The organism is Pseudomonas sp. SH10-3B, from assembly GCF_019891415.1.
In the GTDB taxonomy this organism is placed as follows: Bacteria; Pseudomonadota; Gammaproteobacteria; order Pseudomonadales; family Pseudomonadaceae; genus Aquipseudomonas.
Genome location: NZ_JAFLXD010000033.1, coordinates 20,028 through 32,082, shown reverse-complemented (window position 1 = coordinate 32,082; position 12,055 = coordinate 20,028). Strand labels below are relative to the sequence as shown.

The 12,055-nt window shown below is 59.2% G+C and carries 13 protein-coding genes; 10 read left to right on the top strand and 3 right to left on the bottom strand.

What is annotated here, in order from left to right:
- Positions 1-360: 360 nt before the first annotated feature.
- The 4 genes from rpoE to J1G35_RS21830 all read left to right on the top strand — a co-directional run bounded on the left by rpoE (position 361) and on the right by J1G35_RS21830 (position 4,213).
- Positions 361-942 (top strand): RNA polymerase sigma factor RpoE, encoded by a 582-nt coding sequence (gene rpoE / locus J1G35_RS21845; protein ID WP_003172477.1) that lies wholly within the window; start codon positions 361-363, stop codon positions 940-942.
- Between the two features lie 32 nt (positions 943-974).
- A complete protein-coding gene (locus J1G35_RS21840; protein ID WP_003172479.1) occupies positions 975-1,562 on the top strand; it encodes an RseA family anti-sigma factor in 588 nt (195 codons plus the stop codon).
- A 16-nt stretch (positions 1,563-1,578) separates the two neighbouring features.
- Positions 1,579-2,550: a MucB/RseB C-terminal domain-containing protein gene (locus tag J1G35_RS21835; RefSeq protein ID WP_223015979.1), complete on the top strand. Its 972-nt coding sequence runs from the start codon at positions 1,579-1,581 to the stop codon at positions 2,548-2,550.
- 226 nt (positions 2,551-2,776) lie between these two features.
- A complete protein-coding gene (locus tag J1G35_RS21830) occupies positions 2,777-4,213 on the top strand; it encodes a DegQ family serine endoprotease (protein WP_053136807.1) in 1,437 nt (478 codons plus the stop codon).
- A gap of 67 nt (positions 4,214-4,280) precedes the next feature.
- Here the strand turns inward: J1G35_RS21830 and J1G35_RS21825 are convergent, their stop codons facing one another.
- Complete coding sequence (locus J1G35_RS21825) at positions 4,281-5,714, bottom strand: M48 family metalloprotease (protein WP_053136804.1); 1,434 nt, start codon at positions 5,712-5,714, stop codon at positions 4,281-4,283.
- Between the two features lie 95 nt (positions 5,715-5,809).
- On the opposite strand from J1G35_RS21825, the gene J1G35_RS21820 reads away from it, so the two are divergent.
- Together J1G35_RS21820 and J1G35_RS21815 are read left to right on the top strand one after the other, a co-directional pair.
- Positions 5,810-6,049, top strand: a complete 240-nt coding sequence (locus tag J1G35_RS21820) for a sulfurtransferase TusA family protein (protein WP_010212198.1) — start codon at positions 5,810-5,812, stop codon at positions 6,047-6,049.
- 31 nt (positions 6,050-6,080) lie between these two features.
- Entirely contained in the window at positions 6,081-7,151 is a 1,071-nt protein-coding gene (locus J1G35_RS21815; protein WP_053136801.1) for an AI-2E family transporter, read from the top strand.
- A 60-nt stretch (positions 7,152-7,211) separates the two neighbouring features.
- On the opposite strand, the gene J1G35_RS21810 is transcribed toward J1G35_RS21815, so the two are convergent.
- Positions 7,212-7,685 (bottom strand): peroxiredoxin, encoded by a 474-nt coding sequence (locus tag J1G35_RS21810; RefSeq protein ID WP_065928211.1) that lies wholly within the window; start codon positions 7,683-7,685, stop codon positions 7,212-7,214.
- A gap of 12 nt (positions 7,686-7,697) precedes the next feature.
- Complete coding sequence (locus tag J1G35_RS21805; protein ID WP_003172487.1) at positions 7,698-8,258, bottom strand: glycine cleavage system protein R; 561 nt, start codon at positions 8,256-8,258, stop codon at positions 7,698-7,700.
- A gap of 273 nt (positions 8,259-8,531) precedes the next feature.
- Between J1G35_RS21805 and dapA the strand changes: the two genes are divergently transcribed.
- From dapA to purC, 4 genes are read left to right on the top strand one after another with little or no spacing between them, the layout of a single operon-like run.
- Positions 8,532-9,410 (top strand): 4-hydroxy-tetrahydrodipicolinate synthase, encoded by an 879-nt coding sequence (gene dapA, locus J1G35_RS21800; protein ID WP_053136795.1) that lies wholly within the window; start codon positions 8,532-8,534, stop codon positions 9,408-9,410.
- A gap of 17 nt (positions 9,411-9,427) precedes the next feature.
- A complete protein-coding gene (gene bamC / locus J1G35_RS21795; protein WP_053136792.1) occupies positions 9,428-10,543 on the top strand; it encodes an outer membrane protein assembly factor BamC in 1,116 nt (371 codons plus the stop codon).
- Between the two features lie 4 nt (positions 10,544-10,547).
- Positions 10,548-11,306: an MBL fold metallo-hydrolase gene (locus J1G35_RS21790; RefSeq protein ID WP_027604310.1), complete on the top strand. Its 759-nt coding sequence runs from the start codon at positions 10,548-10,550 to the stop codon at positions 11,304-11,306.
- Positions 11,307-11,333: 27 nt separating this feature from the next.
- Complete coding sequence (gene purC / locus J1G35_RS21785; RefSeq protein WP_027604309.1) at positions 11,334-12,047, top strand: phosphoribosylaminoimidazolesuccinocarboxamide synthase; 714 nt, start codon at positions 11,334-11,336, stop codon at positions 12,045-12,047.
- Positions 12,048-12,055 lie beyond the last annotated feature (8 nt).

Genomic DNA, 12,055 nt, shown 5'->3' with positions numbered 1-12,055 from the left:
GCGGCACAATAGCCGGGCATTCGTGGCAATGTGAGATTACGGTGCGCGGCTCGGGTAAAATCAGCCGGTTATTGAAGCGGGAACTTTTTGCATAAGCCTCGACTCAATAGCAGGTTGCCCGAAAGCTGGGAAAACGTTGAGTTTATTGGCCCGTCGGGAGCATTGGACGCGTCAGAAAACCGACGACAAGATTATTCGCGCAGCCGGCGATACCCGTGCTGCGTTTTTCGTGTGTGCCAAATCAGTGCATGCCGGAAACTTGCTTGGAGGGGGAGAACTTTTGCGAAAAGTCCGAGTCTATGTTTGCAAGCCTGATCGTTTAGTTATGCAAGCCTCCTTCAAGTACAACGAGGAGTGTTCATGCTAACCCAGGAAGAGGATCAGCAGCTGGTCGAGCGCGTTCAACGCGGCGACAAGCGAGCATTTGATCTGCTAGTGCTGAAATACCAGCACAAAATTCTCGGGTTGATCGTGCGGTTTGTGCACGACACCCATGAAGCGCAGGACGTTGCACAGGAAGCCTTTATCAAGGCGTACCGTGCACTTGGCAATTTTCGCGGTGATAGTGCGTTTTATACGTGGCTCTACCGCATCGCCATCAACACGGCGAAGAACTATCTGGTGTCTCGCGGACGCCGCCCACCGGATAGCGATGTAAGTTCAGAAGATGCAGAATTTTACGATGGTGATCACGGCCTCAAAGATCTCGAGTCGCCGGAGCGTGCATTGCTGCGCGACGAGATCGAAGGCACCGTTCATCGCACAATTCAGCAACTGCCAGAAGATTTGCGTACGGCGTTAACTTTACGTGAATTCGATGGTCTGAGTTATGAAGACATTGCGAGTGTCATGCAGTGTCCGGTGGGGACTGTAAGGTCACGGATTTTCCGGGCCCGGGAAGCCATCGATAAAGCCTTGCAACCGTTGTTGCAGGAAAACTAAAGACAGCGGCGACAGCCAAGAGAGGAACCGCCATGAGTCGTGATGCCCTGCAGGAATCGCTGTCCGCAGTGATGGATAACGAAGCGGATGAACTGGAACTTCGTCGAGTGCTTAATGCATTTGATGATGCCGAAACCCGTGATACCTGGTCTCGTTACCAAGTCGCTCGGGCGGTGATGCACAAGGATCTTCTAATCCCTCGTCTGGATATTGCTGCGGCTGTTTCTGCCGCGCTGGCTGATGAAGCCGTTCCGGCAAAGGCTGCTCGTGGTCCTTGGCGTAGCCTCGGTCGCCTTGCAGTAGCTGCCTCGGTAACTGTTGCAGTGCTGGCCGGTGTTCGCCTGTACAACCAGGACGAAATCGCTGGTGCCGAACTGGCCCAGCAGACTCAGCAACCGGTCATGGCCGGCCCGCAAGTCAAAGGCCCGGCGGTACTGGCCGGCTACAAGGAAAGCTCTGACACTACCGGCCCTATGGCTAACGGTGTGTTGCAAGGGCAATCCGGCTGGCAAGATCAGCGTCTTCCAGGCTACCTGCGCCAACACGCACAGGAATCCGCCTTGAAAGGCACTGAAAGCGCTCTGCCATACGCTCGCGCTGCAAGCCTGGAAAACCGCTAATACGTTAAGGAGCCCTATGCGCGCCATACCGCTCCTTACGATTTTGCTCAGTGGTTGGTTTGCACTCCCCGCCCATGCCGATGAAGCGCAAGACTGGCTAACTCGACTTGGGCGTGCAGAGCAGCAGCAAAGTTTTCAGGGTACGTTTGTCTACGAACGTAATGGCAATTTTTCTACCCATGACATCTGGCATCGCGTCCAGAATGGTCAGGTCCGTGAGCGGCTCTTGCAGCTTGATGGTTCTGCCCAGGAAGTCGTCCGTGTAGATGGTCGTACTCAATGCGTCAGCGGCGCTCTTGTCGCCGGCCTTGGTAATTCGCGTGATGCACCCTCGCGCGCGCTTGATCCTGAAAAACTCAATCAATTCTACGAACTGGCCGTTATCGGCAAATCCCGCGTGGCCGGTCGTAATGCGGTAATCGTGTCGATCACCCCGCGCGATCAATACCGCTACGGTTTTGAACTGCATCTTGATCGTGAAACCGCACTGCCGCTCAAGTCCTTGTTGCTGAACGATCAAGGACAGTTGCTGGAACGCTTTCAGTTCACTCGATTGGATACCTCCACCGCGCCGAATGATCGCGACTTGCAGCCCAGCAGCGAATGCACGTCTATCGCCGCCAGCGATACCAAGGCGGCGGACGTGAAGGCCACCGAGACATGGCACCTGGAGTGGTTACCGCCGGGCTTTCACCTGACCAATAGCAGCGCCCGCCAGGACCCCCATACCAAAACCACGGTCGACAGCCTCATGTATGAAGATGGGCTGGCGCGCTTCTCGGTGTTTCTTGAACCGATCAGCGATGTGAGCGTGACCGAGACTCGCACTCAATTGGGGCCTACGGTCGCAGTATCTCGCCGCCTGAATACGGTGGATGGAGAAATGATGGTGACGGTTGTGGGCGAAATCCCTATCGGCACCGCCGAACGCATCGCGTTGTCGGTACGTGGCGAGAAAAAACCGGTCGCCCCCGCAGTGAGCCGTTAATCCTATGTTCATCCTGACCTTTCACTCTAAGCCCATGCCAGGTTGGCTGCCGAGAGCATGAAATGTCTGGATCAGCATTTTCACTTGCAAAAATCTCCCATGTTTTTTATAGGTCAGGGCTTGTCGGCTCTGGCCTTGTTTTGTTCGCGGAACAAAAATGTCGGTCGCAGTTTTCGGCGTTTCTTGAACCCTGTCGCTCAACCCTGCTCGTCGTAACGGGAGCTGTATGTCGATACCACGCTTGAAGTCTTACCTATCCATAGTCGCCACGGTTTTGGTGCTGGGTCAGGCCGTGTCCGCGCAAGCGGTCGAGTTGCCTGACTTCACCCAATTGGTTGAGCAAGCCTCGCCTGCCGTGGTGAACATCAGTACCACCCAGAAGCTGCCGGATCGCAAAGTCTCCAACCAGCAAATGCCCGACCTGGAAGGCCTGCCGCCGATGCTGCGCGAGTTCTTCGAACGTGGTATGCCACAGCCCCGTACCCCGCGTGGCGGCGGTGGCCAGCGTGAAGCGCAGTCCCTGGGTTCGGGCTTCATCATCTCGCCAGATGGCTACATCCTCACCAATAACCATGTGATTGCCGACGCCGATGAGATCCTCGTACGCCTGGCCGATCGCAGTGAGCTGAAGGCCAAATTGGTAGGCACGGACCCGCGTTCCGATGTGGCCTTGCTGAAGATCGAGGGCAAAGACCTGCCGGTGCTGAAGCTGGGCAAGTCCCAGGACCTGAAGGCTGGTCAGTGGGTGGTAGCGATCGGCTCGCCGTTTGGTTTTGACCATACCGTCACCCAGGGCATCGTCAGTGCCATTGGGCGCAGCCTGCCGAACGAGAACTACGTGCCGTTCATCCAGACCGACGTGCCGATCAATCCGGGTAACTCCGGTGGCCCGTTGTTCAACCTGGCGGGCGAAGTGGTGGGGATCAATTCGCAGATCTACACCCGTTCCGGTGGTTTCATGGGCGTTTCGTTCGCTATCCCGATCGACGTGGCCATGGATGTTTCCAATCAGCTGAAAAGCGGTGGCAAGGTCAGCCGTGGCTGGTTGGGCGTGGTGATCCAGGAAGTGAACAAGGACCTGGCTGAATCCTTTGGCCTCGACAAGCCGGCCGGTGCCTTGGTCGCGCAAATCCAGGACGATGGCCCGGCTGCCAAAGGTGGCCTGCAAGTCGGCGACGTGATCCTGAGCATGAACGGCCAGCCGATCGTCATGTCGGCAGACTTGCCACATCTGGTCGGCGCCCTCAAGGCCGGCAGCAAGGCCAAGCTGGAAGTGATTCGTGATGGCAAGCGCCAGAACGTTGAACTGACGGTAGGTGCCATTCCTGAAGAAGGCGCGACCCTGGACGCCCTGGGTAGCACCAAGCCGGGCGCCGAGCGCAGCAGTAACCGCTTGGGTATTGCCGTGGCCGAGCTGACCGATGAGCAGAAGAAAAGCTTCGACCTCAAAAGCGGCGTGGTGATCAAGGAAGTGCAGGACGGCCCCGCAGCCTTGATCGGCCTGCAGCCTGGCGACGTGATCACTCACCTGAATAACCAGGCGATTGACACCACCAAGCAGTTCACCGACATCGCCAAGGCACTGCCGAAGAACCGCTCGGTATCGATGCGCGTGCTTCGTCAAGGGCGTGCCAGCTTCATTACCTTCAAGCTGGCCGAGTAACCCAGCCGGCCAATAAAAAGCCCCGCCTTCGTTTTACGAGGGCGGGGCTTTTTTGTGGGCGATGGGTTTAGCTCATCATGCCTTTAACCAGGCGTTCCTGTTCGATCAGCTCACGCTGACGTGCATCGATACGTGACGACAGCGGGAAATTGCTGCCGGCACGACGTTTGGCAAAATCCAATTGCTGGATGGCCTGCTGGAAGTCGCCCACCAATGCAAAGTATTCAGCACGAGCCTGATGCAAACCGATGATATTGCCCGACAAGCCACGCGTCTCGGCGACCTGATACCACACGTCCGGGTCGTCAGGGCGCGACTTGAGTAAGCCATCCAGGGCTTTTTCCGCATCGGCAGTGCGGTTCTGCTTAAGCAGCAGATCTACCCGAATCTGATTCAGCGGATAGTTGCCAGGATATTGGGTCAGCATCCGATCTGTGCGTTGCTGGGCATCGGGCAAGCGGTTGTTGTCGATATCCAGTTGGATTTGCGCCAGGTTGTAGGTGATGTCGTTGGGCTCCTTGGCCAGCAAGGGTTGCAGGCTTTCCCGTGCCTGCTTGAACTGGGAGGCTTTGATCTGGGCGATAGCCAGGCCATAGCGCGCCACATCGTTTTTCGGATTCTCGTCCAGTTGCGCCTGGAACCGCTTGGCGGCCAGTCCTGACGTGTCTTCGTATTGCAGTTGTACCCGTGCGCGAATCAGCTGGTAGCGCAGGCTGTCTTCCTTGCCGCCGGCCTTGGCTTGTTCCGCGCGGTTGCGGGTGTCGGCGATACGCGATTCGGTCACCGGGTGCGTCAGCAGAAATTCCGGCGGCTTTGCGTCGAAGCGGTACTGACGCATCAGGCGTTCGAACATGGTCGGCATGGAACGCGGGTCGTAGCCGGCTTTCTCCAGGTTGACGATGCCGATACGGTCCGCTTCCTGTTCATTCTGCCGAGAGAACCGTCGTTGTTCCTGGATGGCCGCCGCCTGGGTGCCGGCAATCGCAGCAATCCCGGCATCCCCTGCACCGGCGGCGGCGGCAATGATGCCGCCGAGCAGGGCGGCCATCATCGGGATCTGCATGCGCTGCTGCGCCTCAACACCCCGGGCGAAGTGACGCTGGGACAAGTGAGCCAATTCGTGGGCCAGTACCGACGCATATTCCCCTTCGGTCTGGGCATTGAGAAACAGGCCGCCGTTCACGCCGACGATACCGCCTGGCGCAGCAAAGGCGTTCAGTTGCGGGCTGTTGATCAGGATGAACTCCAGGCGCCGGTCATTCACCTGGCTGGTCTCCACCAGCTTGTACACGCTGGTTTCCACGTAGTCCTTGAGCTGGGGGTCGTTCAGTTGCGAGACCTGGCCCCGCAGATAGGCCAGCCAGGCACGGCCCAACTGATATTCCTGTTGTGGCGAGACAATGGCAGAACTGGCGTCGCCAAGTGACGGCAGGTCGTCAGCGAAGCCTGGGGAGGCCAGCAGGCAAGCCAGCGTCAGCAGGGTAGGGCGCAAAAAAGTCATGCACAGAGCCTTTCGACAAAGAGCTTACTGTAGCCGGACACTGAGCTTCGGACCAGATATTCTAAGCACCCCGAATGCTTGTCCGGAGTAAAACCATGACCGACGCTGTAGCCTTTGATGCCGAACTCGATGCCAGCGGCCTCAATTGCCCGCTGCCTCTGCTCAAGGCCAAGCTGGAGCTCAATCGATTGGCCAGTGGTGCAGTGCTCAAGGTGATCGCCACCGACGCAGGTTCCCAGCGTGATTTCCGTACCTTCGCCAAGCTGGCCGGCCATACCCTGTTGCATGAAGAAGACGCCGCCGGTGTGTACCGTTACTGGTTGCGCAAGGCCTGAACCGTTTGCCCCTACCGCCCGAGGTTGATTGATGTTCAAAGTGTTACGAGACTGGATCCAGCGCTACTTCTCCGATGAAGAAGCCGTGGTGCTGGCGGTCCTGCTATTCCTGGCCTTTACGGCCGTACTCACCTTGGGTGGCATGCTGGCGCCGGTACTGGCGGGGATGGTGCTGGCTTACCTGATGCAGGGCCTGGTCACCACGCTGGAGCGTTTACGCTTGCCGGGCGGCGCGGCAGTGGGCCTGGTATTCGCCTTGTTCATGGGGCTGCTGGTGGTGTTTATCGTGGTGGTGTTACCGCTGCTGTGGCACCAACTGATCACGTTGTTCAACGAGTTGCCGGGCATGCTCGCCAAGTGGCAGTCGCTGTTGCTGCTGTTGCCGGAGCGCTACCCGCACCTGGTCTCGGACGAGCAGGTGTTGCAGGCCATAGAAGTGGCGCGCGGCGAGATCGGCAAGTTCGGACAATGGGCGCTGACCTTTTCCCTGTCCAGCCTGCCGCTGCTGGTCAACATCATGATCTACCTGGTGCTCGTCCCGATCCTGGTGTTCTTCTTCCTCAAGGACCGCGCCATGATCGGGCGCTGGGTGCGCGGTTATCTGCCACGCGAACGGGCATTGATCACCCGGGTGGCCGAGGAAATGAACCGGCAGATCGCCAACTACATTCGTGGCAAAGTCATAGAGATCATTATCTGTGGCGGCGTCACCTACATCGCGTTTATCGCGCTGGACCTCAATTACGCCGCCTTGCTGGCACTGCTGGTAGGTATTTCGGTGGTGGTGCCGTATGTCGGCGCTGTGGTGGTGACGGTGCCGGTGACCTTGATCGCCTTGTTCCAGTGGGGCTGGAGCGACCAGTTCATCTACCTGATGGCGGTCTACGGCATCATCCAGACCCTGGATGGCAACGTGCTGGTGCCGCTGCTGTTCTCGGAGGCGGTCAACCTGCACCCTGTGGCGATTATCTGCGCAGTGTTGTTGTTTGGTGGGCTGTGGGGATTCTGGGGGGTGTTCTTTGCGATTCCCCTGGCGACGCTGTTCAAGGCCGTACTGGATGCGTGGCCGCGGCAGGAACCGGTGGTGGCGCCGTTGTTGTAACGGCAGGAGAGAATTGTGGTGAGGGCGTGTGTCCCGCACCACAATGGCTCGCGCTACAGATCAGGCCTTGTTCAATGCCTGGGCTGCGGCCAGAACGGCATCCACATGCCCTGGCACTTTCACGCCGCGCCATTCCTGGCGCAGCACACCGTCCTTGTCGATCAGGAAGGTGCTGCGATCCACGCCCAGGTATTCCTTGCCGTACAGCTTCTTCAACTTGATCACATCAAACAGCTGGCAAACCGCCTCGTCCTTGTCGCTGATCAGCTCGAACGGGAATTCCTGCTTGCCCTTGAAGTTCTCGTGGGACTTCACGCTGTCGCGCGACACGCCAAACACTTCGGTGTTGGCGGCCTTGAATGCGGCGTACTGGTCACGGAAACCCTGGCCTTCGGTGGTGCAGCCGGGGGTGCTGTCCTTCGGGTAGAAGTAGATCACTACTTGCTTGCCCTTGAGGGCGGCAAGGCTGAAGGTCTGGCCACTGGTGGCCTGGGCTTCGAAATCGGCTACGGGTTTGTCGATGACTACCGCCATGAAAAAACTTCCTTACATTGGGTTCTGTGGGCGCCACGGCTCGATCAACGCGTCGAGGTTCAGGGCATCGGCGAAATCCAGGAACTGGTCGCGCAGCCAACTGATCTGCACGCCGGCCGGCAAGGTCACGGTGAACGTCGCGTTGAGCATGGTGCCGCCGGTTTGCGGGGCCTGGTAGGTGTCGCAGGTCAGGTTCTCCAGTTCGACGTTGTGGTCGATGAAGAACTGGCACAGCTCATTGACGATGTCCGAGCGATAGGCCGAGCTGACATACGCCACATAAGGAAGCGCTTGCGGGCGATTTTCCAGCGCCGCGCTGCGCACCACGTTGACGGTGAAATCGTGCTTCTTGGCCAGGCCCGGCAGGCCGGTTTCCAGGCGCGCCAGGGCATCCCAGGTGCCGGAAATCTGCAAGACCAGCGCACTGCACTCGCCGTGGCGGGTCAGGCGGGAGGTCACCACGGCACAGCGGTTTTCATGGCTGGCGCGGCACAGGACGTTGGTCAGCTCCATGGGGTTGGCGCCGAGGGCACTGATAACAAGGAATTGTTCGCGAACTGTGGGGGTGGACATGCAGCCTTCCTAAAACGATGAGCGGTCGATACTGTGAGGGCTGTATCGATCAAAGCATGAAGGGTAGCGAAAAGCGTCGCCAAGGGATAGGAGGGGGCGTTTTCATTACGTGAACGGCTTGATTTCACCCTCCTGCGAGCGGTGCTTTGGCCCGATGATGGCATTGCCTGTCGTTTAGTTGCGCCAGAACGCATCCTCAGGCGGTACTTCGCTTGTACAAGCATCTTGGCGCCAGTACCATTACGGCTCTCTTTTTCCGGCAGGAGCGGTTGCATGATTGCGGGCAGTATGGTGGCACTGGTCACACCCATGGATGCACAAGGTCATCTCGACTGGGACAGCCTTGGCAAACTGGTGGACTTCCACCTGCAAGAAGGCACCAACGCCATCGTGGCGGTCGGCACCACTGGTGAATCGGCCACCCTCGATGTGGAAGAACACATCCAGGTGATCGAGTTCGTGGTCAAGCGTGTCGCGGGGCGTATCGCCGTGATCGCCGGCACGGGCGCCAACTCGACGCGCGAAGCCATCGAGCTGACCAAAAACGCCAAGAAAGCTGGCGCCGACGCTTGCCTGCTGGTCACCCCGTACTACAACAAGCCGACCCAGGAAGGCCTGTACCAGCACTTCCGCACCATTGCCGAAGCCGTCGACATCCCGCAAATCCTCTATAACGTGCCCGGTCGTACCGCGTGCGACATGAAGGCCGAGACCGTGATCCGCCTGTCCACCGTGCCGAACATCATCGGCATCAAGGAAGCCACCGGCGACCTGCAGCGTGCCAAGGACATCCTGGCCGGCGTGAGCAGCGACTTCCTGCTGTATTCCGGTGACGACGCCACCGCAGTCGAGCTGATGCTGTTGGGCGGCAAGGGCAATATCTCCGTGACCGCCAACGTCGCCCCGCGCGCCATGAGCGACCTGTGCGCCGCCGCCATCGCCGGCGACGCCGTGACCGCCCGTGCGATCCACGAGAAGCTGATGCCGCTCAACAAGACACTGTTTATCGAATCCAACCCTATTCCCGTGAAGTGGGCACTGTTCGAGATGGGCCTGATGCCGGACGGTATCCGTCTGCCGCTCACCCGCCTCAGCGAAGCCTTTCACGAACCGCTGCGACAGGCCCTGCGCCAGTCCGGCGTCCTGGTTTAATTGAGGAAGCACTACGCATGAAGCGATTGGCCGGACTTTCCGCACTTGCCTTGATTATCTCCAGCACCAGTGGCTGCGGTTGGATCTGGGGCCCGGAAGGCTACTTCCGTGACCGCGGCAGCGATTACCTGGAAGCACAAGCAACCAAACCGATGCAACTGCCGCCGGACGTCAACGTCGCCAAGCGTCTTGACCCGTTGCTGCCGATTCCACGCAACGTTGCCGACGACACCACCAAAGGTGAATACGTAGTGCCACGTCCACAGCCGATCTCGGCCGTGGCGGATGCCAGCGATTACAGCCTGCAGAAGAGCGGTGATTCGCGTTGGATCGTGGCGCAACGCCCACCTGCCGAAGTCTGGCCGGTAGCGGTGCAGTTCTTCCAGGACAACGGTTTCCGCATCGACGAGCAGCGCCCGCAGACCGGTGAGTTCACCACGGCATGGCAGCAGGGCAGTGAACTGTCCGCCACCATGGCCAAGCGCCTGCAGGCCGGTGGTGTAGCTGCCGACAGCGAAGCCCGTGTGCGTGTGCGCATCGAGCCAGGCGTGCAGCGCAACACCAGTGAAGTCTATGTGGTCAGCGCCGAGCGTCCTGCCGGCAGCACCGCCAACGTCGACTTCACCAACCGCTCGGTCAACACCGGTGTCGACTCGGCATTGGTCGACGAGATGCTGGCCAGCATGAGCCGTATCTCCGAGAAGGGCGGTTCCGTCTCCCTGCTCGCCGCACGTGATTACGACACCCCGAGCCGCGTCAGCCTCACCGAAGACGGCAGCGGCAACGTGGTGCTGAACCTGGGTGAAGACCTGGATCGTGCCTGGGCCAGTGTCGGTCGTGCGTTGGAGCAAGGCCCGTGGCGTGTTGAAGACATCAACCGCAGCCTGGGCCTGTACTACATCAACGTGGCTGAAAAGGCCGAGCGCAAAGATGAAGAGCCTGGTTTCTTCGGCAAATTGTTCGGCAGCAAGCCGAGCAAGGAAGAAATCGAGACTCGCGCCGAGCGTTATCAGGTTCGTTTGAGCAAGGTTGGCGAGGCTGTGCAAGTCACCGTCGAGAAGAACATCAACACCGTTGCGCCAGCTGAAACAGCGCGCAAAGTGTTGGGCGTGATTCAGGACAACCTGGGCTGATCCGATGCGTTTTGCTGTTCTCGGTAGCGGTAGCCAAGGGAACGGCACGCTGGTCGCCCATGACGACACGTACGTACTGGTGGATTGTGGTTTCTCGTTAAAAGAAACCGAGCGGCGCCTGCTGCGCCTGGGGGTTCACCCCTCGCAGCTGAGCGCGATTCTGGTGACCCACGAACATGCCGACCACGTGCATGGCGTGGGTTTGCTGTCTCGGCGCTACAATCTTCCGGTGTACCTCAGTCGCGGCACACTGCGCGGGATGCGCAAACCCATTGAACCCGCAGGTTTCCTGGCCGGTGGCGAGCAACTGCAGATCGGTGCCCTGAGCATTGATGTGATTGCCGTAGCGCACGACGCCCAGGAACCGACGCAGTATGTATTCAGTGACGGAGAGCGACGCTTCGGCGTGCTCACCGACCTGGGCTCCTATTGCGCCAAGGTACTGGACGGTTACCGGAACCTCGATGCCTTGATGATCGAGTCCAACCACTGCCGAGACCTGCTGGCTCGCGGTCATTACCCCTACTTTCTCAAGCAGCGGGTGGGCGGCGAACTGGGGCATTTGAACAACCATCAGGCGGCGTACCTGGTGTATGAGTTGGGCTGGCAAGACCTGCAACACTTGGTCCTGGCCCACCTGAGCAGCAAGAACAACCTGCCGACGCTTGCCCGGCAATGTTTTGTCGACACCCTCGGGTGCGACCCGGACTGGCTGCAACTGGCCGATCAAGATTCAGGGCTCGACTGGCGACACATCGCCTAGCCCACCTCACTCAAAGCGGAGCCCATCATGGAAAAACGTGAAGAACTCTACCGCGGCAAAGCCAAGTCGGTTTACAAGACCGACGACGCCAACCGCCTGATCCTGCTGTTTCGCAACGACACTTCGGCGTTCGACGGCAAGCGCATCGAACAGCTTGATCGCAAAGGCATGGTGAACAACAAGTTCAACGCCTTCATCATGCAGAAACTCGAAGCGGCCGGTATCCCGACCCAATTCGACAAACTGCTGGGCGACAACGAGTGCCTGGTGAAGAAGCTGGACATGATCCCCGTCGAGTGCGTCGTGCGTAACTACGCCGCCGGCAGCCTGGTCAAGCGCCTGGGCGTGGAAGAGGGCCTCAAGCTCAACCCTTACACGTTCGAGCTGTTCCTGAAGGACGACGCCAAGGGCGACCCGTTCATCAACGAATCCCACGTCGTGGCATTCGGCTGGGGCACCGCTGAGCAACTGGCGCGCATGAAGGAGTTGTCCCTCAAGGTCAACGACGTGCTGAGCAAGCTGTTCGACGACGCAGGCCTGCTGCTGGTGGACTTCAAGCTGGAATTCGGCGTGTTCCACGACGGCTCCATCGTCCTGGGCGACGAGTTCAGCCCGGACGGCTGCCGCCTGTGGGACAAGGACACCAAAAAGAAGATGGACAAAGACCGCTTCCGCCAAGGCCTCGGTGATGTGATCGAAGCCTACGAAGAAGTCGCCAAGCGCCTCGGCGTACCGCTTTAATCGACGCA